Source organism: Pandoraea anapnoica, assembly GCF_902459765.1.
Taxonomy (GTDB): domain Bacteria; phylum Pseudomonadota; class Gammaproteobacteria; order Burkholderiales; family Burkholderiaceae; genus Pandoraea; species Pandoraea anapnoica.
Genome location: NZ_CABPSP010000004.1, coordinates 107,742 through 129,815, shown reverse-complemented (window position 1 = coordinate 129,815; position 22,074 = coordinate 107,742). Strand labels below are relative to the sequence as shown.

Below are 22,074 nucleotides of genomic sequence, written 5' to 3'. Positions count from 1 at the left end.
AGTTTGACTCGTTCGGACTGTGCCGCAGGTGTCGATCTACGCGGCGACGGTCAACGTTGCGATTAGACGGTAGTCCAACCCCGCCTGAGCGTGAACTGGCATGTGTCACCTCCTTGACGCACGTCAACGTGACAGGTTCTGAAATCGTGACTCCAAGTACCTGACGACTATGCTTTGATTGCCCGGCGGCATTCCGTTGCCGAGTCGACGCGAGAGGTGCCTTCATGGAGTTGTGTTTCGTCGGTGCTGCGGGCACGGTGACCGGCTCGAAGACGTTACTTCGCATCGCAGACAGGAATGTGCTGGTGGATTGCGGCCTGTTTCAAGGCGTCAAGAATCTACGCAACCGCAATTGGGCGCCCCCACCGTTCAATGTCCGAGGTCTAGATGCGGTTGTGCTGACACACGCCCATATTGACCACAGTGGCTATCTTCCGGTGCTCGTTCGCCAAGGGTATGCCGGGCCAGTCTATTGCACGCCCGCGACACGAGATTTATGCGAGATTCTGTTGCTCGACAGTGCGCATCTTGAAGAGGAGGAAGCCGACTTCCTGAACCGTCACGGCAAGTCGAAACACCACCCTGCACTGCCGCTTTTCACGACGGACGATGCCCGGCGAGCGATTGAGCGGCTGACGCCGCAGGCGTTCGACACCCCGTTTGAGGTCTGCCCGGGAGTTCAGGTGACCTTCTGGCATGCGGGGCACATCCTTGGGGCCGCGATGGCACAGGTGGATGTCGACGGGAGGAGGATTCTCTTCTCGGGCGATCTTGGTCGCACGGACGATCCGATCATGCCCGCACCGGCCAATCCCGAAACGCCGGATTTGCTCGTCCTTGAGTCCACATACGGGGATCGTCTGCACGACCGCACCGATCCCGGGGCTCAGTTGGCGGAGATACTGCACCGGACGTTTGCGCGCGGGGGGAGCGTCATTGTCCCTGCGTTTGCCGTTGGACGGGTGCAAAGCCTGCTTTACTGGATTGCCCGGCTGAAATCAGCCGGAGAGATGCCCGATGTGCCCGTCTATCTGGACAGTCCGATGGCGATCAGCGTGACGAAAACCTACTCGTCACATCTTGCCGACCAGCGATTGAGCGCCTTGGAGTGTGCGCAAATGTGCAACGCAGCCACGTTCGTCACGAGCGTCGATCAGTCCAAATGGCTGGACACGCGCGCGATGCCTGCCATCATCATCGCGGGCAGTGGAATGGCCACGGGAGGGCGTGTCTTGCATCATCTCAAGGCGATGAGCGGCAACTGGCGAAACACCGTGCTCTTCACCGGGTTTCAGGCGCCGGGTACGCGTGGCTCGACCATGGTGAACGGCGGGAGCGAAGTCAAGATATTTGGTGATTACGTTCACGTCAACGCGGAGGTCGTTCAACTCGACACGCTCTCTGCTCACGCAGACTATGGCGAAACATTGAACTGGCTTTCGAAGTTTCACAAACCGGTGGGTGGCATCTTTCTGAATCACGGCGAGCCTGCCGCAGCCGACAGCTTACGCAGACGCATTGCCGATCGATTTGGATGGCCCTGTAAGGTGGTGGAGCCAATGGAAAGCGTTTGTCTGGATCCGAGCACAAGTGCTCGAAACGGCGATTCTCATGAAGAGGGCGAGCATCGTGAAGATTGAATTCCCGCACGTCGCGCCAGCCTATAACGCAGACGACATGTCCATCGAGTTCGTGGTGGACTGTGAGCGTAAGCGAATTGTTTGTGCGATCTCAGCTGAAGCACTGGAAGATCATTTCGAGGCAAAGTCGTGCCATGTTGATGATCTGATCGTTGCCTTCAAGGCGCACAGGGCTTCGATTGAAAAGACCGCCGAACACTATCTACTGCTGTGTCATGGTGCCCCGGTTCTGCTGCGTAGTGGGCACTTTCGATGGAAATCGACACGTCTTCCTGGCAAATAGATAGCAGTCCGGGTACCCTCTCATACCAGGTTGCAGCGGGAAAGCGTGTTGTACTTTTTCGATCCTCCGCTCACAGGAAACCAATGAGGCTCAAATCGCAGGGACGGAACTACGCGTCGTTCGACTTTGGTGAGCTACAAGTCATTGCGCTTCGCGACGGATATGTCGACATGCCGCCGACTCGCCTGCGCACGGCTACAGGGGCTCTTCTCAGCGCGTCACCGATCGGCCTGAGGCTTGTCGACGGGCAACTACGCTTGTCGGTCAATGCGTTTCTGATCATCGACAAAGACATCTCTGTCCTAGTGGACACCGGCGCATCGAACACTTGGCACGACACGATGGGCTCGCTTCTGGACGGTCTGCAAGAGGCCGGTGTGGCGCGAAACTCGGTGTCGCACGTGGCGTTGACCCACACCCATGAAGACCATGTCAATGGACTGGTCGCGCCTGACGGCTCGGAAGCCTTCCCAATGCTCAAGCAGGTGTTCGTTGCCAAGGAGGAGACATCCGTTTTCACTGGACGGCTCGCACCGCTGCGCAGCCGCGTGTGCGTGGTTGAAGACGGCGCGCGCATCACGAATAGCATTTCGGCGGTCCGTGCAGTCGGGCACTCTCTCGGCCATACCGCCTACGAAGCGACAAGCAGCGCGGGCCGATTGCTGGCTTGGGGCGATCTCATTCACGTGCCTTCCGTCCAGTTCTTCCATCCGGACATCGCCTGGGAGTATGACGACGACCAGGCCAAGGCGGTGGCATCGCGCAAATCACTGCTTCAGCGTCAGACGCAACCGAATCTTTATGTGGCCGGGGCGCATCTCGACTTTCCCGGCATTGGACGCGTCACCGAACGTGATGGGGCGTTTGCGTATCACGCTGTCGCTGAGTCCTGAGGTTGGCGCCGTTCGATGCAATCGGGGGCAGCCCGAAGCACCCATTGGACGACGTAGCCAACGCTCCTGTTAGATAAGCTGACGATATTGAGCCGAGAGCGCCTCGCTGCCCGAGACGCCGTCGCGCCACATGCACGCTGTCAATGCGTCCTCAAACTCCTCAGTCCCTTCCTCGAACTTCTCGTAGACCGCGTCGTCCGACAGGTCGTCTCTCAGCACTTCCAGGGCGGCATCAACCGCGTGGCGTGCGCGCTGTGGAAGTTGCGGCAGCAATTCGGTCAACGCGCCGATTTCAGCCTGAACTTGTTCATCGCTCTTCTTGGTCATGGTGCCTTCCTATCCAAATATTTTTAAATACAGCAATCACTTTTCCGAACATCGGGGGATGCGATCCTGGCCGCTCAACGAACGTAACTGCTTCCAGCTCGACCTCGGACAGTCTTTGGGCTTCCTGGCAGGTATGCACCATGCCCTGTATGTGTCGACTGGCTTGTCCGCAAGACATTTGTCGAAATCCTTGATCCCAAGATATTTCGGTGGGAGAGCGGCAAAACCGCTTGTGACGGCTGTCATCAAAGTCGTCGCAAGCACGCAGTGTAATGAAAGTCGCATGACTCACCCCTCAATCCCAAAATGACTCCGAAACGCCGCAGGCGGCAGTCCGAATTTCCGTTGGAAGGCCCGGCGCATTCGCTCCTCCGACGTGAATCCACATCGGTCCGCGATCAATGAAATGCCGCCGGTTCTCGTCTCGATCATCAATCGGGCTCGCGAAAGCCGTACATCCTGTACCGCAGCGTACGGTGAACACCCCATCGCCAGCTTGAAGCGTCGCTGAAACGTTTGCGACGTCCGGCCCATTTCCGCGGCCAATTCTTCCACGCTCCACCGCTTATTCGGGTTAACGGAAACCTTGGTCATCAGCCCTGAAAACGCCTGTGCGTCAGCGCTTTCCTGCATCAGCAGTGTTTCACTGAATTGCGCCGTTCCTCCCGGTCGTCTCAGATAAACCACCAATTTCTTCGCAACCGAAGCCGCGACGTCGTAGCCGCAGTCGCTCTCGACAAGCGCCAGCGCGAGATCGATGCCTGCCGTGACGCCTGCCGACGTCCAGACGTTGCCGTCATTGACGAAGATCGGCGTCGTTTGAACGTCGATGTTTGGCTAGGCGGCCTGAAGTGCATCGCAGCGCCCCCAGTGAGTCGTCGCGCGACGTCCGTCAAGCACCCCGGCGGCCGCCAGCAGAAACGCGCCCGTACAAACCGGGCAGAGCCGCCGGACCGCGGGTTGCGAGAGGGAAATCGCGTCGGTGATGGCAATGTCGGAGCAGGGTTTGCATGATCAATCGCCAACGACATCATCCGCTTGCTCCAATGATGCCTGACACTTCAGGTGGACTACGGCGATGCAGGCGACGCTGGGAAGTAGTGGCAGTAGACAACGACACCGGCAATCACCACGGCAAGGATGAGTGCCAGGGTCAGCCACTGACGTCGTGTCGATGGCAAGCTCGTCATTCCGGCTCCGTCGGAAAACACTGACAGCACGACTACTGCAATCGCCACCACAATCATCGTGCCTTTAGCTAGCCAGCCAAACGCGATCTCAGCTATTCGCGACGCACTGAAGCGACGACGAAAGATGCGTCGAGACGGAGGGATGGATTCATCAAAGTCGGTCACAGAATGCCTGGGTTCATTCAAAAAATGCGGAAGCTGGAGAATCTATCAGATCGCATGACCTTAGTACTCGAACCGAGCCAGAATCTCGATTTTTCCCGTCTCACCTTTCCTCACCCCGGATAAAGCGCGGCGCACACCGCCATGACCTGCGCGCGAAGCCAGCACTGCGCATGTTCATGATCGAGGCGTGGGTGCCAGATTGCGCAGACGTTGAATTCCGGTGTCTCGATTGGCAGGAAAAATGATTGCAAGCCCTGTTCTGCTGCGTAGTTTGGCAAATGCGAATTCCCCAGACAGGATTGGGGAACGACGGCGAGCAGGTCCGATTGGCGCACCAGTTGCATCGCGCTCGTGTACGACGCGACGACGATGGGCAGCACCCTCCTCCGTTCTTTCACTTCTAATGCCGCGTCGACTGGGTTTTCAGCGTCGCCGGTGCGTGAAACCATCACATGGCCATACGCCAGCCATCGCTCGATGGCGATCTGCTTCTGGCCCAGCAACGGATGCCCCTTGCGGCACACGCCGACATACCGGTCGCGGAAGAGCCGACGCGCGCGTACCTCCGGTGCCGACACTTTGACAACGCCGATTTCCAGATCGATCAAACCCTCCCTCAGCGGCTGCGCATTCCAGTCCGGCTTGGGCACGAAGCGCAACTGCACGCCCGGCGCAGCACTATGAATCCGTTCCACCAACGCCGCGCCAAGCAAGTCAATGAACCCTTCTCCCGCTCGCAACGTGAAGCGCTGTTCGAGCGTGGCCGGATCAAATCGATATTCGGCCCGACTCAGCACCGCTTCGGCTTCGCGGGCCAGTGCCGGAATGCGTTGACTCAAACGCTCCGCGTAGGGCGTCAGCACGAGCGTTCTCCCTGCCTGCAACAACAGGCGGTCACCGGTCGTCGCGCGCAAGCGTGTGAGCGTCCGGCTCATGGCGGACACACTGATTTTCATGCGCTCAGCCGCTTTCGTAACGCTACGTTCGCTCAACAGGGCATCCAGCGCAGTCAGAAGATTGAGGTCAATACGTGACATTCGCTCAGGATAAGCCAAAAGTCATGACGCATGGCGTCAAACGCAAAGGATGATTGCAGGTGAGGCGTATTGTGCAACCCAATGTTGAGCTGGAGAATTCATCAGATCAACCAGTCAAGGGAGAACACCATGCAGACATCCATCGACCCTGTGCCCACCATTTTGCTCGTTGGCGCGTCGCGCGGCCTCGGGCATGCGATGGCCGTCGAATTCGTCAAGCGCGGTTGGCGCGTTGTGGGGACCGTACGAGCGGGCACCCATGACACGCGACTTCACGATCTGGCCGCTGAGCACCCGGAACAAGTCGACATCGAGACGCTCGATATCACGCGTCCCGAGCAGATCATGGCCTTACGTGAGCGGCTAAGTCACCGGAAATTCGACATTCTCTTCGTCAATGCGGGAACGACGAACCCCGATCCGACGCAGACCATCGGTGAAGTGTCGACCGACGATTTCGTGGACCTCATGATCACGAATGCGTTAAGTCCGATGCGGGTCGTGGAAAGCCTGTGCGACCTCGTGCCCACGGATGGCCTCATCGGCATCATGTCGTCGGGGCAAGGCAGCATCGCAGATAACGAATCCGGCCAGCGCGAACTCTATCGTGGCACTAAGGCTGCGCTGAACCAGTTCATGCGCAGCTTTGCGGCACGTCAGGCGACGGCCACGCAGCGCGCCCTGTTGCTCGTCGCACCGGGCTGGGTGCGTACCGAGTTGGGCGGTCCCGAGGGACGCCTGTCGATCGACGAAAGTGTCCCCGGCGTCGTGGACGTGCTTCTGGCAAAGCGCGGGCGACCGGGGCTGGAGTATCGGGATTACCGGGGGCAAACGGTTCGCTGGTGAAAGCGGCATTCGCCTCCGGCGCCTCAATTCGCCGTCAAATACTTCCGAAAATCCCCGTCCAGCGACGCGAGCGACCGGTCGATCGCCTGACGATGCGTATCGATCCACTTGCCGTCGGCGCTCAGTTCGCTATCGGTGCGCGCCAGCATGCGCTTCATTTCGGCCGGTTGCGGGCCACCGGACGTTGCACGATGTTTGACGATGGCGACCGGATCGAGCGTCGAGCGGAATTGCGCCTCGCTCATCGGTAGATCTCCCCCGCTGACCTTCATCTCCGTGAGCGTCTGCTTGAATATGCGCTGCGCCTCGGTGTAGGGGAACTGGCTCGGACGCAGATCGTTGGCCTTGGCATAATCGACCATCTCCGACGCAAAGTGATGCCCCACGCGGAACGGCAGTCCGTAGTCGCGCATCAGCACGTCGGCGACTTCCTGCGACGCGGTCCAGTCGCTGTCGAGTTCGTCGAGCGCGCGCTGCGGATCGATCACCAGTGCGTTGAGCACGCGATCCCAGCGCTTGAGCAGCGCCGTCGTCTTGTCGAGCACCGCCATGTTTTCGTCGATGTGCTTTGCATCGCTCATCCCGGGCGGAATGTTGTGCGCGGTGATCGCACGCCCGACGCCGAGCGTTACGACCATCGACGCTGCCGTGCGGGTGTCGTTGAGTAGTCCGGGGTTACGCTTTTGCGGCATGGCGCTTGAGACGTATGTGTTGCCACCGCCTTCGCGAAGCAAGATCCACGGACGCGGCTGCGCATACTGCACCATCACATCCTGCACAAACGCGGACGTATGCAGCGCAATGCTCGTCGCCAGTGCGCCGATCTCCACCGGCAGGTCCGTCGCCGCGATCTGAGCGGCATCGTACGCGTTGTCGACCTTATCGGCGAAGCCGAGCGCGTGCGCCATCTTGTCGCGATCAAGCGGCCAGCTGGTACCGTTGAGCACGGTGGTTCCCATCGGCGACAGATCCACCCGTGCATACAGCTCATGCAGACGTTGAGCGTCTCGCTGCAATCCGGCCACATGCCCCAGCAAATAGTGCCCGTAGCTGTTCGGCTGCGCTGCGACGCCATTCGTGTAGTTGGGCACGACGGTGGATTCGTACTGTTGCGCGAGCCGGCGAAGCGTCGCCGTTGTCGTACGTAATTGAGCGGCGAGGACGAGCAACCGATCGCGATACATCGCAGCGCGCACTGTCGCGAGCATGTCCTGACTGGAGCGTCCGGCATGCAGCAATGTCGCTTCGACGCCCGCCGCCTTGATCAGCAACGGCTCGAACGTGATGACAAGATCCGGACGCGCGCCGCCGGGCTGATCGCCTGCGCGCAACACCGTGTCGAGTCCCTGAGCGATGTGTGGCGCCAGCTTGGTATCCAGCAAACCCTGGCGGGTGTTGATGACGAGAGACGCCTTGTTGATTTCCCCCAGCCAGAAAAACGCGTCACGGTGAGGCGCGGTGGCCGCCGTGGTATCCGTTGAGATTTGCGCCATGGTCGGCGCGCAAAGCATCGTCATAAGGCACAGTCCTAGTCCGGCAATTCTTGTCTTGCGCACTGCGTGTCTCCTGATCCTGACGGCGTCCGAAGGAGGATCGGCACCGGTGTTTTGTGCAGTCGATCACGATACTCCGGCCGACACGCGGGATCAACGCACTGTCACGACACAGCCACAAATACCCATCCATCCCTCACATTGACATATCGAAAAATCTCGATACAATCCTGCCCATGGATTTGCTCGAAATCTTCAAAGCGCTCTCGAACCGCACTCGCCTTGAGATCCTGAAAGGACTGAAGGATCCCGTGAAGAACTTTCCGCCTCAGGACGAAGGCGACGTCCACACGGTGGGTGTTTGCGTGAGCAGCATTCAGGAAGGCGTCGGCCTGTCGCAGTCGACCGTGTCCGACTACCTGGCAACGCTGCAACGCGCTGGCCTCGTCGAAGTACGACGCATCGGTCAGTGGACTTACTACAAGCGTAACGAAGCCACTATCAGTGCCCTCGCTCGCATGATCGGGAAGGAACTGTAATCGGCGACCTTTTTTTAATTTCATAATATCGATAAATCCCGATATCCCGGTTTATCGAATCAGGAGTTCTCAATGAAAGCAATCATTCTGCAGTCGTTTGGCGGTCCGGAATCGTTCGCGCTTGAGGATGTGCCGACGCCCACCCCTCACGCCGGACAGGTGCTGGTTCGGGTCCACGCCACGTCCATCAATCCGCTGGATTATCAGGTACGACGCGGCGACTATCCGGACCTCGTACCGTTGCCATCGATTACCGGGCATGACGTTTCCGGCGTTGTGGAAGCCGTCGGGCCGGGCGTCACGGGTTTCTCTGTTGGCGACGAGGTCTGGTACACCCCGCAGATCTTCGACGGTCCCGGCAGCTATGCCGAGTACCACGTCGCCAACGAGCGCATTGTCGGCAAGAAGCCCCCTTCCCTGACCCATCTCGAAGCGGCCAGCCTGCCTCTTGTTGGTGGCACGGCGTGGGAAGCGCTGCTCGAACGCGCGGCGCTGCGTGTTGGCGAGAGCGTTCTCGTTCATGGCGGTGCGGGCGGTGTCGGACACGTGGCGATCCAGCTCGCCAAAGCCATAGGCGCTCGGGTGTTCACGACGGCGCGTGAGGCAAACCTCCCGTTCGTCCGGGAAATGGGCGCTGACGTTGTGATCGACTACGAGACGGAGGACTACGTCGACGTCATTATGCGAGAGACAAACGGCCGCGGCGTCGATGTCGTTTTCGACACGATCGGCGGCGACACCTTGTCGCGCAGCCCCGACGTGCTCGCACAACTAGGCCGCGTCGTCACGATCGTGGATATTGCGCAGCCGCAGAACCTCGTACAGGCCTGGGGCAAGAACGCCAGCTATCACTTCGTCTTTACACGGCAAAACCGAGGCAAGCTCGACGAATTGAGTGCGCTGGTCGAGCGCGACCAACTGCGGCCACATGTCGGTGCGGTTTACTCGCTTGCCGACATTCCGGCGGCTCACGCCCTGCTGGAGCGTCGCAACAATGGCCTGCGGGGAAAGATCGCGATTGCGGTCGCACCTTCGTCCGACGAATGAGACAAAACGGCGTGTGACGTCTCAAATACCACGCCCGGCCCGGAGCTCCCCGCCCTCTGCGTTGCGCACGCCTAAAGAAAAAGGGTTCCGGGACATCCCGGAACCCTTTGATGCTTCGCGCTACGCGAAGGTCATTACAGCGCCATATCCGGCGTCTTCTTCACGACACCCGGATTCGCCATCGGAGCGTTGGCGGGTACGAAGCCATCCAGACTCGGCGGTGCGATGGCCAGTTGCAGCGTTTCGGCCGTCGTCGCCCATTCGTTGGCGAGCATCTGAGGATTTTCGTGGAGCTTCTTGCCGTAGCTCGGCACGATCTCGCGGATCTTCTGCTGCCACGCGGGCGTCTTCATCTGATCCGGGAACACACGCTCAAGCAGCGACAGCATGATCGCAGGCGAAGTCGAGCCGCCCGGCGATGCGCCGAGGAGTGCCGACACCGAGCGGTCGCTCGACACCACGACTTCCGTGCCGAGCTTCAGTACGCCGCCCTTCTCCGGATCGTTCTTGATGATCTGCACGCGCTGCCCGGCTTCCCACAGGCGCCAGTCTTCGTTCTTCGCTTCCGGCATGTAGTGGCGAAGCGCCGCCATCTTCTCGTCCATCGACAGTCGCAATTGCTGCGCGAGGTACTTCACGAGCGCGAACTCGTGCACGCCGACCTGCAACTGGGGAATGACGTTCGACGGCGTTGCTGCCTTCGCGAGGTCGAAGTACGAGCCGTTCTTGAGGAACTTACTCGACCACGTCGCGAACGGCCCGAACAGGATGACCTTCTTGCCGTCGAGCACGCGGGTGTCCAGGTGGGGCACCGACATGGGGGGCGAACCGGTGTCCGCGAGACCGTAGACCTTGGCCAGATGGCGCGAAGCAATCTCGGGCTTTTCGGTGACGAGGAACTCACCGCCCACCGGGAAACCGCCGTATTGCTTGGCTTCCGGGATGCCCGACAATTGCAGCAACGGGAGCGCAGCGCCGCCCGCGCCGATGAACACATTGCGTGCGTCCACCGTCTGGATCTTCGAGCTGTCGTTCATATCGAACGCGGACACGCGCCAGCTACCATCCTCGTTACGGGTGATCGAACGGACTTCGTAACCGGTCGAGACCTTCACGCCGGACTTTTCGGTCAGGTGCTTGTAGAACTGACGGGTAATTTCGCCCAGATTGACGTCCGTGCCGAGCGGCGAGCGCGTGGCGGTGACCACCTCGTCGGGCTTGCGGCCTTCCATCATGATAGGAATCCACTCGGCGATCTTCGCCGGGTCGGTCGTCATTTCCATGCCCGCGAACAGCGGCGAAGCCTTCAATGCTTCCACGCGCTTCTTGATGAACTCGCGATTCTCTTCACCGAACACCAGGTTCATGTGCGGCGTGGAATTGATGAATTCGCGCGGATTGCCCAGCACGCCCTGACGGACCTGATGCGACCAGAACTGGCGCGAGATCTGGAAGTTCTCGTTGATGTTGATAGCCTGCGTGATATGGACGTTGCCCTTATCGTCCATCGGCGTGTAATTCAGCTCGCACAGGGCCGAGTGACCGGTACCGGCGTTATTCCAGCCGTTCGAGCTTTCTTCTGCGACCTTGTCCAGACGCTCAAAGACTTCGCAGGTCCAGTTCGGCTCCAGTTCGGACAGATAGACGCCGAGCGTCGCGCTCATGATGCCGCCGCCGATCAGTAGCACGTCGACCTTGCGGTCTGCCTTGGCGGCGCGGTACTGACTGCCGAAGAAGTACGAATATCCGGCCCACACCGCAGCAGCGCCAACGGCGGTGCCCAGAAATTTGCGTCGGGTGAAGCGCTTGCGGCCGCTACCTGGCACCGGCTTCTTATCGGTTTGAGTCATGGGAATCAGTCACCTTATCAATTACGTGTGGCGTCGCCATCTTCCACACGCCGGGGGGAAAGCGCACGCTTGGCTGGCGCGCTGGCGGGATTCGGACTGACAGACGTCATCCAGCCGGTGTTTCGGCAAGTAGCACAAGCCGACCATCGAAAACGCAGGATTGTAGCTCAGACCGCCGAAATCATGGGTGGAAACCCTAATATCGAAGTGGGGGTCAGATGAAATTTTCCGAGAATCGACGGTTTTCACCCTCATTCCGACCCCATTTCGACTGCATTCGAGCGTCTGCTTGAATAGCCGTAAAGCCGAATCGTCTTGATGCTAAACGCGTGCCGGTTGACGTCCGAATGCCGTCCCAAAGCGGGACTTTGTTTTCGAAATGACGTGAATCCGGCAACATCGATCCTCTTGAGTCGACCTTAATCGGCGACCGTAGCCATTTCGGAACACGCAATGCCGATTTTCATGTCCAGATTGATCCTTTACGTCCGCGACGTTGAGTTGTTGAAAGCGTTTTACCGAACGCATTTCGCCTTCCCTGTGATCGAAGAGATCGTGAACGAATGGGCGGTGCTCAAAGCCGGTGAAGTAGAGATCGCGCTGCACCGTGTCGGCGTGGCCTATCGCGATTTGAAGACAAGCGGCGAGATGTCGAACGCAAAGCTCGTCTTTTCGGTGGAATCGGGGCTGGAGGATTTGCGGGCGACGCTGGTCAAAGCGGGCGTCAGGATGCGAGAAATGAAGCGTTACGATGGCTTCCCGCAATCGATGTGCGATGGGGAAGATCCGGAGGGCAATGTCTTTCAGCTTTCGCAGCGCGACTAACTTCAGTTGAGATAGCGGCCGACGACGGCGTTCAACGCATCGGTCCCGGCGAAGATCGTCCGGCCGCCGCCGTCATACGTCCCGTGCGATTGAACGCTTAAACCGGCTTCACGGCAAATCACCGATCCGGCGGCGATATCCCAGATACTTGTGTGTTTTTCCAGATAGCCGTCGACGAACCCGAGCGCGGCGAACCCAAGGCCGATGGTGGCGCACCGATACTCGGCTAAGCCCCAACCCGACGTTCGCAACGCGTATTCGACCTGAGCGATTTCGGTGGCCGGCCAACGGGCGTTGTCGCCTACGGCTGCGAGATGGACGGAAGGGAAGTCGACATTTCTTTCAAACGGCAGCCCATTGCGTGACATCCCGCGTCCTCGCGCAGCGCTCAGTGCCATGCCCAGCGATGGATAGGCAATCGCGCCCACGACGGCCTCGCCGTCCTCGACAAAACCCAGCGACACGCCCCACAACGGCGATCCGCGCAGAAAGTTGGCGGTGCCGTCGATGGGATCGATGGCCCAGAAGGCGTTCGAGCCTTCTCCACCCATCTCCTCTCCCATCACATCGTCTCCCGGCAAGTCGGTCGCCAGCGCCTCGCGAATGCGGCGTTCGATCATCCGGTCGGCTTCGGACACATATTCGCGCGCGCCCTTCTCCTCCAACGCGAAGCGGCCGCGTGCGTCAAACAATTCAAGCGCCGCGCGCGCGGCCTCGTGGACGATGCGCAGTGCGGCGGCCAATCGTTGGTCAATGTCAGGCATGAATGAGGTTCGAATGAGGTTCGATGGCTGGCCGGAGATGGCTCGCGACATTCTCGCGCTTTGACACGACACTTTTGCGTCAGTGGCAACGACGCAGGTCGGCGCCCGCCTGTCCCGTGCGCCGGTGCTATGCTGCAAGTGCACCCGTTCGCATTCGTACCAGCGTCCGACGGAGGTCATCATGACGCAAACCGACGTACTGGCTATCGAACAACGCGCCACAGCGCTCGTGCACGCGCAGGTGCTCGGCATGCTGCTTGCGCACATCAATCATCTCGACGCCACGCCAGCGCCCGCCTTCGATTGCTTCCGGCAAGCCGCAATGGACGAGATACGGCAATCACTGGTCAAGCGCTGCGGCATGTCCGGCCCGGCGTACGACGAACTAGAACTGCTCTTCGCCGCCCTCTCGCGCGCGTCAGACGACGTGTTCACCGTCGCCGATCACCACAACGCCCGATTCTTCCGCCAATTGCGCGAACGAAAAATCGCAGAAGAGCCTGCGCTGGACTGACCTGGACGTCAAAACCCCAGCGTCGCGTCAAAGTCAGTCCGAAGGAAAGCGCCCCTCAATGCGTGGCGTCGAACGCCTTTTGCACTTTGTCTGCGGCGCTGACGCCATTGCCGATGAGGAGTTGCGTCAGTACTCGGGCCTTCTGCGGATTCAGATCGTACGAGACGACAAACCCCGTCTTGTCGTCGGAGACTTCGACGTTGCGGTTAACGAACCCGGCACCCACGCGCGACGACCGGACCACGACAATGCCCTTGCGCGCAGCGGCTTCGAGCGCGTCGAGCGCCGCTTTGGACGCATTGCCATCACCTACGCCCGCGAGCACGATGCCCTTGGCGTCGCGTCGCACGGCATCGTCGATCTGGGTTGCATCCATGTCGGCATGTGCGTAGACGATGTCGACGCGCGGCAAGCCAGCGTTGGGCACTGCCAGCGAACCTTTTCGACCCGCAGGTGCTGCGGCCAGATACCGGATCGACGCAGGATCGACGTACCCGAGCGGCCCGCCGTTCGGATTTTGAAATGTCTGCACCGACGTCGTATTCGTCTTGGTGACCCAGCGCGGCGAGTGAATCGTGTCGTTCAGAACGACGAGCACCCCCCGGTTGCGAGACTGCGCACTGGCGGCCACTTCGACAGCTTCGTAGAGATTGCCCGGACCGTCGGCACTCACCGCCGTACTCGGACGCATCGAGCCGACCAGCACGACCGGCTGACTCGTGGCGAGGACGTTATCGAGGAAGAACGCAGTTTCCTCCATCGTGTCGGTCCCATGCGTGATCACGATGCCATCGGCCTCGTTACGCTCGAACGCCTGCTTGATGCGTGCAGCCAGTTGATACCAGACCTTGCTGTTCATGTCCTGCGAGCCGATGTTCGAAATCTGCTCCGCTTTGATCGTCGCCAGCTTGTCCAGACCGGGCACGCTGGCTGTCAGTTGCTCGCCCGTCACGCCGCCAGCGTTGTAGCCGATGGCCGAGCGCGCGTCGCCTGTACTGGCGATAGTGCCGCCAGTTGCGAGTACGAGGATGCGCGGCTTGGGTTGCTCTGTACCGGCCGCCGTGGCCGTCAAGGCGTAGCCGCCAGCGCTCAACGCCAGTGCGGCAATCGCGATCGAGTGCATCAGAACCTGGCAAGGGGTCTTCGACGATGTCATGAATTCGCTCCTGTTATGTCGTTTATCGAGCATCGCGCCGAGGGCTGGCGTGATGTCCGACATATTGACAACTTTTGGACTGCGAAGGAAGAGGTCGAAGATTCCCACGAGGTCGACGTTTCAGTTGTCGTCGGGGACGTCTGCCCGCTCAAGCGTGCGGCTCAAGCATGGCGAACTCAACTGCGCCGCTGATCCAGCAGCCGGACTCGCGATTGCCGGGTTCGCGTAGCGCCACCCGAATGCAGGACGGACGTCCCATGGCAAAGCCTTGATAGACGCGCATGGCCGACTCGCCGTTTGCCAGCAGACCGTAATGCAGCGCGCCGTAAAGCGTGGCGGCTGCGGCGATGCCCGTGGCGGCGTCTTCCGGATAGCCCGACGAACGCGGGAACTGCCGAGCGTGCAACTCCAGTGGCCGTGTGCGTTCGACGGCGAACGGATACAGTCCGGTCGAACTGAGGGCATCGCACAATGCAGCGACCGCACCGAGGTTCGGCGTGAGCGTGTTCAGTCTTTCCACGGTGCGAAGGGGCACCAGCGTCTTCGTGCGGCTCGTGCTCGCGTTGACAATGCTCATTGACGCCAGATCGTCCGCACCGATGCCGAGCACTTCGCAAATGGCGGCCACCAGCGTCGGGTCGTCCACCGGCTCGACGATGCCGCGCGGCTGGCCGACGTCGATGCGCTGCGTCGCTTCGTCGAAACGCACATCGACCAGACCGCTCAGCGTCTCCACCGTCGCACTTGCCGTCGTCCAGCGCCCCGCTTCACGCAACAGCCACATCGCGCCGAGCGTGGCATGACCGCACATCTCCATCTCGTGCGCGGGGACGAAAAAGCGCAGACGAACCGTGTTGCGCGGATCGCTGGCCCGGCAGACGAATGCGCTTTCGTGGCAGTAGCGGGCCGCGATTGCCATCATGTCGTCGGACGACAGGTTGTCGGCATCGAACACGACAGGTGCCGGGTTGCCGCCACCGGCACCGGCGGAGAACACGTTGACGAAGCGCAAATCCGGCGTGGGCATCTCGGGCGAAGGACTGCTGCAAGAAACAAGGATTGGGGTGGTCATCGGACACTCCTGAAGACAAGTGGCGCAAGCATGCCCAACGTCGGAACGACAGTCGCCGTCAATCGGGCCAGTCCATGCGTCCGATCGGGCCAAATCTCGCTCAACCCGATAAGCAGTTGTCGCAGGCGCATCGGCGATTGCCCGAGATGGCGCGACGAATGACGAGAAAACGTCGCGTGTGACGTGACGCTTTGCACCGTTCCACGAACGCTTTGGACAAAGACTATACTGGTCGCCTGCAAGCCGGAATGAGCTTTGATAACGTTGCCATCCGGCCTGTCCAGCCAAGGAATCGAGAGTGAAGCCCTATCCCACCGCATCGCGTCATTTGTACGGAGATCGCATTGCCGATGTCCGGCATGTGAGCGTCGGCGAATACCGCACGCACCCTCACGCGCATGACGACGAGTACATGTTCCTCCTACCCAGGACCGGGCAACTCGTGCTCAACGTCGAGTCGAATATTGCGCCGGTCCGCGTCGCGCCAAAGTCGTTCGTCGTGGTGCCGCCGCAGCGGGTTCACGATACGCGGGGCTACCGGCCCGGGCAGGAGCATATCGCCGTGTATGTCGCGAGCGATTTCGTGGCGTTTTGCGAACGCAAGGCACGACGCAAGCTCGCGTGCAGCCGCATCTCGATCTGGTCGGCTCCGCTGGCCCTGCTCGACGCGGTTCGTGTCGCAAGCGCCACGCGCACGACAAACGACGTCCCATTGCCTGAACTGGCCGCCTTCCGAGCGGATCTCGCGGTGCGCACGGTGGCGGCGAGTTGCGTCGAAGCCGGTCTGACGTCCGCTCCGATCCCGCAAAGACGTAGCGATGCCTATGCCGAGATCGTGCGCGATATCCAGGCGTTTCTGGATGCAACGCTCGATCAGCCGATTACGCTCGATCGGATCGCCTATGAGTTCGGCCTGTCACGACGCACGTTGACGCGGATCTTTCGGGACGCCACGGGCGAGTCCGTCGTCGACTACCAGTCTCGACGACGCGTGGAAATCGCGGCAACGTTGCTGCGCGCGCCCGGCATGACGGTACTGGCCGTCGCGGCGGCTGTCGGACTGGACTCTCCGTCTTATCTCGCACGCCTGTTCAGACAACACGGCTATGCAACGCCGAACGCCTTCAAGCAAGGCGCACCGGATATCGACTGATCCTCTCAGGCTTGCGAGTTCACGCCGTCAGCGGTCTTTGCCCTGAACGCGCGCGAATCGCTCCGACAGCCACTCGGTGAAGACCTTCACACGCCGCGACAATTGACGGCTTTGCGGATAAAGCGCCGAGCTCAGACAGACGCAGACAAATTTGGGGGCGTCTCCTGTCAACGTTGACAGTTGTTGCGCCCGTGAAGTGAGCCGACGATAGTCGGACGACCTCTGCAAAACGATCCACACGAGAAATATTTCAGGGTGACAGCAATTCCGGCAAGCACGCAGCAGCGGCAGGTCTTGGGCGACTGATCACCCGTGCGCCCGCACGCTCTGCGCTGCTGGAAAGCTTTGCCATACGCGCTCAAGCGCACGAGGGAGCCGTCGATGGCACGCAAACCGCGCTCATTGCTTGAAACGAGTCCGTTGCTCGGACGGATCACGGCATCGCGCTCGACGATGTCTCGCCAGGTGGCGAGGTCGGCGGGAAATGTGGTTGCCTTGGGACGCTTACCGCTGCGACGCATGCTTGAGATGAATCCCGACCTGCACATCGATGAGGCGCGCGAGGTTCACGATCGGGCGGTGAGTGCCGGGATCGTTGTGGCGCGAAGATTTCGTGAGCAGGAGCTGGTGCGCACGCCAGGTCTGGCGCCTGACTTCGCGCACGGCATGGAAGCGCTCGGAAGCGGACCGGTGTACGGCAATTTGTTCGACGAAGACTGGGGCTCCATGGCAAAACCCAATGCCATCGAAGCCCGCACGTCGCCTGTTGCCTATCTGCTCATGCTATTTCGTCGCGCCTGCGCGTTGGAAAGCTCGGGTGCACTGGCAGACTTCAAGCTAAGGCTCGACGAACGCCGTCCCGACATCGGCGACCAAGTCATCGACGATCAGGCGCTCAACGGCGAGATACCAACGCTCGATGTGTCGGCGCGGGTATTGGAGTACGCGATCTCGGCGTATTTGCGCGTCTTATCGGGTGAAGAAGCGACACCGGACATTGACCTCGCCATGTCCACCGTGCGTTATCCAATGACGATGCCCTATGAGCACTGGACAACTCAGATTGGTCAGATCCTTCAGCTCGCGGGTGGCGAGCCGCTCACACTTGGCGAAGTGTCTCGGCAAGCCGATCCCAACTATCACTATTTCGTCCGGCAAGGCATGCAGACCGCTTGGGGCGACGACGCCATGCTGCTTAGCCTGCCGCTCGGCCCCGCACGTCGCGAACTGCTGCTCGAAACGCCCTATCGTGGGCAGTCAGGCACGATCACTGCTTCCGATACGTACTACCGCGACACGTACGGCGTGAGCGGTCTCTCGGCGCTTCAGGACACCGCGACCTTTTGCGCTCGCACGCAAACCCCCAGCACTGCGCTGGCGGGGCTGTTCGCCGTGCAGACGGCCGCCCCCGTAGCGTCCGTCAACATCGTCGGTCTCGAACCCGTCTCCGGGGCGGGCTTTGGCGCGGTGTACATCAACGGCGGTGCCGATCCCGCTATCGAGATCAAGAAGGGGACGCCAACGGCGTATCAGGCGGAAGACCCTGCGGAGCCCGTCGACACCGAACCCCCGCACTGGCTGGAACATCTCGACGATGCACGCGCCGACCGCATCCACCGACTGATCCGGTTGAGCCGCTGGCTCGAATTGTCATTTGCCGATACCGACCGGCTGTTGGTCGCCGCCCACACGGCTCAAGGTCTCGACGGCCCCCCCATGATCACCACCAACACACTTCGTGCGCTGGGCATCTTCAAGGAGATGCAATCCCGATATGGCGTTGCCGCGCAGGATTTCGCGGCGTGGATCGCGACGCTGGCGCCCTACGGTCAGGGAGACAACGCACCGTCTCAGTTCGACCGGGTCTTCAACGAGCCACACAGGCATTCGATGCCGTTGGTGCTCGACGGCAGACCATTGCAGATGCGGCTTGGGCTCGACGACGATGAGAACCGCCGGACCGTCGAACACATCAGTTCGGCCCTTGGCCTCGATCCTGAAGGCTTCAGTTACCTCTCGCGCTCCATTGCGGCGACATTCGGCGATGGGCCGCTGACGTGCACACTCGAGGTAGTCTCTGCGTTCTATCGCGTAACGAACCTCGCGAAGTACCTCAAAATCTCGCCGGTCGTGTTGACAGGATTGCTCGAAACCTTGAGTCAGGAAGGCGATCCTGTTACGCGGCAGATGGTTGGCGTGCCTCACATTCACTCGAGACCGGCCATCGGCGAGACCGACTTTCTGAGTGCATTGATTGCGGTCGAGGGTTGCGTTCGCTGGTGCCGCGCCAAAGGTATCGACGTCGCATGGATGGTGCAGCATTTGCGTCAGGATTCGACGCCGCAAATCGCGGGCGACGCTCAGCGGCAATTGATCGCCGATCTGCATAGCCAGTTGAACGGCATTCGCATCACACCTTCCATGCTCTATGAGGCGGGCGTGCCTCAGACGATCCCAAAACCGCACTTACTGGCGGGTCAGGAAGACACGGACGAAGAAGCCGACGTCATTCGTCCGGACTGGCTCTGCGTGCTGTCCGAGCTCACCGATCCGGAAGGTATTGTGCTCGACCGCATTTCAGGTAGCGACGCCGACTACGAGTCAAGCGCGTTCGATATCGTAAGCGCCGCCGTTGCTGCTCTTTTCAAAGGGGACTTCGTCGGTTGTACCCACGCTCGTCAGTCGTCGCCGCTGCGCCGCACCGAGAGGCCGATCTACCGGGTAACGCCCGACATCGAGCAAGCCGAGATCAGCACAATGCTAACGTCCGTCATCCTTCGCGCGCGCGCTGCGCAGCGTGGTGTGGTGGAAGCACGGATTTCGGGTTATCTGAACATTGCCGCCGAACTGGTGCTGCCGTTAATCGATTGGGCACAGCAAAGCGTCTATGACGTGCTGCGCTGGGCGTGGGATGCGAAACTGGAGCGCACCGCCGCATCCGTTCATGCCCAGCTCGCAACACGCCTTGCCTGGCCACGCGAGTTCGTCGACGACGAATCGGCCTACGCATCGTCCGAAATCATGCTGCACAAGCTCGGCGAATTGCGCAGGCAAGCCGATATCGTCAAGCATTTCGCCCTCGATGGCGCGTTGCTATGGCGTCACGCGCAGAACGCGCGCCATTTGAGCGCGCGCGAACCGGACGCATTTGGCTTTTCCCCCGGCGCCGCCAGTCTCGGCGACTTCTATCACCTCCAGACCTATCGCGACGTGATCGACCGAGGCTTGCGCGCGCCCGCCGAGTTACTGGACTATCTGGCGCTCGTCAACACGCCCGGCATCATCAATGAAGAGGCGATCGCCGAAGGCAGCGCCTACGCGCGACTGATGCGTGATGCTGCGGCCGGCAAAGTCGCGGCCCTTGTCGGTGCAAGTGCACGTGACGTACTCGACGCCGCACTGATCGTCAGCCCTATCGGCATCTTGCGAAGGCTGTCGGAGTTCTCGGGATTGCTGCGCATTCTCGATCTCGCCGAGCAAACCGGACTGAGCGTCGTGGCCCTTGATGGTCTGGGCCGTCTGTCCAACTCCGCCACAGCGCAGGACTATCGTCGGGCGATTCGAGACGCGTTCAGTTGCCTGAGCGCGGCCGCACAGGCCGAGCGCAGCGGTCAACGCGCGGTCGTGCCCGAGGTCGGCCAGAGCGTTACCAGTTCGAGTACGGTGTCACACGATTCCCTGGTCGCCGACGGCGACGATCAAGTCGACACCGAAGCACAATTTGCCCTCACCATCCGGGATCTGGCCGGGCAGCCCATCGCCGGTGCGCCCGTCAGGTGGTCGCACACCGGCGCAGGCTTCATCGACTCGGACATGTCGACCACCGATGTGGACGGGATTGCCTACGTCACTTTACATGCGGGACTGTCGATGGGCACAGCGCATGTCTTCGGCATGATCGGGCTGGATCAGCGCCTGACCTTGCCCGCCGTCCGAGTCGATGCGCACGAAGCCTCTCTCAAACCTTACGACACCTTTCCCGAGGACGACGTCGAGATTCTCGCCGGCGAGCGGGAAGGCGCTGACGTTCGCGTGTTCGTTCATGACAATTACGGGAATCCCGGCATCAACCGCGAAGTGCACTGGTCCATCCGATCAGGCCCCGGACGCTTGCTGCATCTGGCGACCCGCACCGGCACGGATGGCTGGGCGAGAAATACCGTGGTCAGTCGAGATACGGGAACGACGGAGGTGCGCGTCGAGTACAGCGGCGTGAACACGCTCCTCTCGAACGTTATTTCGGTAGACCGCCCGTACATCGACAGCATGTTCGGCATCCGGCTGATGACACCGAATCTCGCTAACCGCCCCGCCAAGCTTATCTGCACGGTGCTGTCACTAACCGGCGTGCCTTCCCCCGAGGCAACAGTGAACTGGTCGGTCAATGACGAGAATCTGTCGCCGACCGAATCCGATCAGGATGGCATCGCCGTGCTGGAAGTGGAGCCGACAGGGGTGGGCATTCTGAGCGTAACCGCGTCGATCGACGGGCGCAGCGTGAGCGCGAATTTTGAAATCGTCGACGCACCGACCATTGTGCCGCTCAGCCCGTCGGTGCAGGTGCATATCCAGAATCCACAGAAGTTCGCCTTTGTCTCGATACGCGTTGAAGCCGGGGAGTATCCCGGCGTGGACGACGGCAAACGCGATCCTCCCCCCGTCGGGTTCCTGCCGATGACATGGAAAATCAACGGGGTGGAGACAGGTCCCCGGCTGACCGATATTGCCGGCCACAGCCAGGCCGCAATATCACTGGCAAAAGCTGGCGACATGACGGTCACTTGCGGCATCACCGGCACGCAAGTTAGTGAATCGTTCGACGTCACAGTCGTGCCCGAGCCGAAATGGATCATCACGCTCGATGGTGAACCGGTCTCCGACACGCTGTCGCTCACGGTCGGGCCCAACCCCGTCGCGCTGCATATCAAACCTGACCCAAGTCAGACGTTTCTTATCGATCAGGACGTTCTGTTGACCTGGGATGGTGCCAACCCAACCGGCCAGGGCCTGTCGTCGACCCCAACCTATTTGCAGGTTGTACCGATGAAGGCTGGAGGTGTGACGTGGTGGCTGACCTGCGAGCGCGAGCCGTCACCAGATGCCATCTTCTCGCTTGGCATCCGGCTGGCCGATCCTCGGCATGTCCGGTGGATGCGACTCCGGATCCTACCGGCTTGATACACCCATGATTACGCCACCGAGCACACGCACAAGTGATCGCCGGGGAGCCGTTGCTTCGACGGCCTCGTCCACCGCGACATGAATCCCGTTAAGGAACGC

The 22,074-nt window shown here is 60.7% G+C and carries 19 protein-coding genes; 10 read left to right on the top strand and 9 right to left on the bottom strand.

The annotated features are described in order from the left end of the window. The first annotated feature begins 224 nt into the window (after positions 1-224). The 3 genes from PAN31117_RS08715 to PAN31117_RS08705 are packed head-to-tail and all read left to right on the top strand — an operon-like array spanning position 225 to position 2,816. On the top strand, positions 225-1,640 hold the full coding sequence (locus PAN31117_RS08715) for an MBL fold metallo-hydrolase RNA specificity domain-containing protein (RefSeq protein ID WP_150737843.1): 1,416 nt from the start codon (positions 225-227) through the stop codon (positions 1,638-1,640). Next, positions 1,630-1,923, top strand: a complete 294-nt coding sequence (locus PAN31117_RS08710; protein ID WP_150737842.1) for a DUF1488 family protein — start codon at positions 1,630-1,632, stop codon at positions 1,921-1,923. The genes PAN31117_RS08715 and PAN31117_RS08710 overlap by 11 nt, the downstream gene beginning before the upstream one ends. Next, entirely contained in the window at positions 1,893-2,816 is a 924-nt protein-coding gene (locus PAN31117_RS08705) for an MBL fold metallo-hydrolase (RefSeq protein WP_217429642.1), read from the top strand. Before PAN31117_RS08710 ends, PAN31117_RS08705 begins: the two co-directional genes overlap by 31 nt. 69 nt (positions 2,817-2,885) lie before the next feature. Here PAN31117_RS08705 and PAN31117_RS08700 read toward each other — a convergent pair whose 3' ends face one another. The 4 genes from PAN31117_RS08700 to PAN31117_RS08685 all read right to left on the bottom strand — a co-directional run bounded on the left by PAN31117_RS08700 (position 2,886) and on the right by PAN31117_RS08685 (position 5,535). Then, positions 2,886-3,143 (bottom strand): hypothetical protein, encoded by a 258-nt coding sequence (locus PAN31117_RS08700; protein ID WP_150737841.1) that lies wholly within the window; start codon positions 3,141-3,143, stop codon positions 2,886-2,888. A 288-nt stretch (positions 3,144-3,431) separates the two neighbouring features. Next, positions 3,432-3,830: a helix-turn-helix domain-containing protein gene (locus PAN31117_RS08695; RefSeq protein ID WP_246189005.1), complete on the bottom strand. Its 399-nt coding sequence runs from the start codon at positions 3,828-3,830 to the stop codon at positions 3,432-3,434. Between the two features lie 150 nt (positions 3,831-3,980). Then, positions 3,981-4,118 (bottom strand): DJ-1/PfpI family protein, encoded by a 138-nt coding sequence (locus PAN31117_RS27795; protein WP_370855742.1) that lies wholly within the window; start codon positions 4,116-4,118, stop codon positions 3,981-3,983. Between the two features lie 490 nt (positions 4,119-4,608). Next, positions 4,609-5,535 carry a LysR family transcriptional regulator gene (locus tag PAN31117_RS08685; protein ID WP_150737839.1) on the bottom strand — a complete coding sequence of 309 codons (927 nt, stop codon included), beginning with the start codon at positions 5,533-5,535 and terminating at the stop codon, positions 4,609-4,611. A 129-nt stretch (positions 5,536-5,664) separates the two neighbouring features. Between PAN31117_RS08685 and PAN31117_RS08680 the strand changes: the two genes are divergently transcribed. Next, positions 5,665-6,381, top strand: coding sequence for an SDR family NAD(P)-dependent oxidoreductase (locus tag PAN31117_RS08680; RefSeq protein ID WP_150737838.1), 717 nt, complete (start codon positions 5,665-5,667; stop codon positions 6,379-6,381). A gap of 23 nt (positions 6,382-6,404) precedes the next feature. On the opposite strand, the gene PAN31117_RS08675 is transcribed toward PAN31117_RS08680, so the two are convergent. Continuing rightward, complete coding sequence (locus PAN31117_RS08675; RefSeq protein WP_246188983.1) at positions 6,405-7,874, bottom strand: lyase family protein; 1,470 nt, start codon at positions 7,872-7,874, stop codon at positions 6,405-6,407. Positions 7,875-8,110: 236 nt separating this feature from the next. Here PAN31117_RS08675 and PAN31117_RS08670 point away from each other — a divergent pair, with 236 nt between their 5' ends. Both PAN31117_RS08670 and PAN31117_RS08665 read left to right on the top strand, forming a co-directional pair. Further along, positions 8,111-8,413, top strand: coding sequence for an ArsR/SmtB family transcription factor (locus PAN31117_RS08670; RefSeq protein ID WP_150662659.1), 303 nt, complete (start codon positions 8,111-8,113; stop codon positions 8,411-8,413). Between the two features lie 72 nt (positions 8,414-8,485). Continuing rightward, complete coding sequence (locus PAN31117_RS08665) at positions 8,486-9,460, top strand: zinc-dependent alcohol dehydrogenase family protein (protein ID WP_150737837.1); 975 nt, start codon at positions 8,486-8,488, stop codon at positions 9,458-9,460. A 134-nt stretch (positions 9,461-9,594) separates the two neighbouring features. Here the strand turns inward: PAN31117_RS08665 and mqo are convergent, their stop codons facing one another. Continuing rightward, positions 9,595-11,310 (bottom strand): malate dehydrogenase (quinone), encoded by a 1,716-nt coding sequence (gene mqo / locus PAN31117_RS08660; protein ID WP_150737836.1) that lies wholly within the window; start codon positions 11,308-11,310, stop codon positions 9,595-9,597. A gap of 465 nt (positions 11,311-11,775) precedes the next feature. Between mqo and PAN31117_RS08655 the strand changes: the two genes are divergently transcribed. Beyond that, positions 11,776-12,135, top strand: coding sequence for a VOC family protein (locus PAN31117_RS08655; RefSeq protein ID WP_246188982.1), 360 nt, complete (start codon positions 11,776-11,778; stop codon positions 12,133-12,135). 2 nt (positions 12,136-12,137) lie between these two features. Here PAN31117_RS08655 and PAN31117_RS08650 read toward each other — a convergent pair whose 3' ends face one another. After that, a complete protein-coding gene (locus PAN31117_RS08650; protein WP_150737834.1) occupies positions 12,138-12,899 on the bottom strand; it encodes an inositol monophosphatase family protein in 762 nt (253 codons plus the stop codon). Positions 12,900-13,080: 181 nt separating this feature from the next. Between PAN31117_RS08650 and PAN31117_RS08645 the strand changes: the two genes are divergently transcribed. Next, entirely contained in the window at positions 13,081-13,413 is a 333-nt protein-coding gene (locus PAN31117_RS08645; protein ID WP_150737833.1) for a hypothetical protein, read from the top strand. 55 nt (positions 13,414-13,468) lie between these two features. On the opposite strand, the gene PAN31117_RS08640 is transcribed toward PAN31117_RS08645, so the two are convergent. Continuing rightward, positions 13,469-14,569, bottom strand: a complete 1,101-nt coding sequence (locus PAN31117_RS08640; RefSeq protein ID WP_217429641.1) for an asparaginase — start codon at positions 14,567-14,569, stop codon at positions 13,469-13,471. A 148-nt stretch (positions 14,570-14,717) separates the two neighbouring features. Then, complete coding sequence (locus tag PAN31117_RS08635; protein ID WP_150737832.1) at positions 14,718-15,641, bottom strand: PhzF family phenazine biosynthesis protein; 924 nt, start codon at positions 15,639-15,641, stop codon at positions 14,718-14,720. 298 nt (positions 15,642-15,939) lie between these two features. Here PAN31117_RS08635 and PAN31117_RS08630 point away from each other — a divergent pair, with 298 nt between their 5' ends. Together PAN31117_RS08630 and PAN31117_RS08620 are read left to right on the top strand one after the other, a co-directional pair. After that, positions 15,940-16,794, top strand: a complete 855-nt coding sequence (locus tag PAN31117_RS08630) for an AraC family transcriptional regulator (RefSeq protein ID WP_150737831.1) — start codon at positions 15,940-15,942, stop codon at positions 16,792-16,794. A gap of 381 nt (positions 16,795-17,175) precedes the next feature. Further along, entirely contained in the window at positions 17,176-21,972 is a 4,797-nt protein-coding gene (locus PAN31117_RS08620; protein ID WP_150737830.1) for a Tc toxin subunit A, read from the top strand. Positions 21,973-22,074: the final 102 nt, after the last annotated feature.

Excerpts from the sequence above, each read along its gene's own strand:
- PAN31117_RS08655 (WP_246188982.1), top strand. The coding sequence starts at position 11,776 with ATGTCCAGATTGATCCTTTACGTCCGCGACGTTGAGTTGTTGAAAGCG.
- PAN31117_RS08685 (WP_150737839.1), bottom strand. The coding sequence starts at position 5,535 with ATGTCACGTATTGACCTCAATCTTCTGACTGCGCTGGATGCCCTGTTG.
- PAN31117_RS08650 (WP_150737834.1), bottom strand. The coding sequence starts at position 12,899 with ATGCCTGACATTGACCAACGATTGGCCGCCGCACTGCGCATCGTCCAC.
- PAN31117_RS08715 (WP_150737843.1), top strand. The coding sequence starts at position 225 with ATGGAGTTGTGTTTCGTCGGTGCTGCGGGCACGGTGACCGGCTCGAAG.
- PAN31117_RS08635 (WP_150737832.1), bottom strand. The coding sequence starts at position 15,641 with ATGACCACCCCAATCCTTGTTTCTTGCAGCAGTCCTTCGCCCGAGATG.
- PAN31117_RS08680 (WP_150737838.1), top strand. The coding sequence starts at position 5,665 with ATGCAGACATCCATCGACCCTGTGCCCACCATTTTGCTCGTTGGCGCG.
- PAN31117_RS08700 (WP_150737841.1), bottom strand. The coding sequence starts at position 3,143 with ATGACCAAGAAGAGCGATGAACAAGTTCAGGCTGAAATCGGCGCGTTG.
- PAN31117_RS08665 (WP_150737837.1), top strand. The coding sequence starts at position 8,486 with ATGAAAGCAATCATTCTGCAGTCGTTTGGCGGTCCGGAATCGTTCGCG.
- PAN31117_RS08675 (WP_246188983.1), bottom strand. The coding sequence starts at position 7,874 with ATGGCGCAAATCTCAACGGATACCACGGCGGCCACCGCGCCTCACCGT.
- mqo (WP_150737836.1), bottom strand. The coding sequence starts at position 11,310 with ATGACTCAAACCGATAAGAAGCCGGTGCCAGGTAGCGGCCGCAAGCGC.
- PAN31117_RS08620 (WP_150737830.1), top strand. The coding sequence starts at position 17,176 with ATGGCACGCAAACCGCGCTCATTGCTTGAAACGAGTCCGTTGCTCGGA.
- PAN31117_RS08640 (WP_217429641.1), bottom strand. The coding sequence starts at position 14,569 with ATGACATCGTCGAAGACCCCTTGCCAGGTTCTGATGCACTCGATCGCG.
- PAN31117_RS08670 (WP_150662659.1), top strand. The coding sequence starts at position 8,111 with ATGGATTTGCTCGAAATCTTCAAAGCGCTCTCGAACCGCACTCGCCTT.
- PAN31117_RS08705 (WP_217429642.1), top strand. The coding sequence starts at position 1,893 with ATGGAAATCGACACGTCTTCCTGGCAAATAGATAGCAGTCCGGGTACC.
- PAN31117_RS08645 (WP_150737833.1), top strand. The coding sequence starts at position 13,081 with ATGACGCAAACCGACGTACTGGCTATCGAACAACGCGCCACAGCGCTC.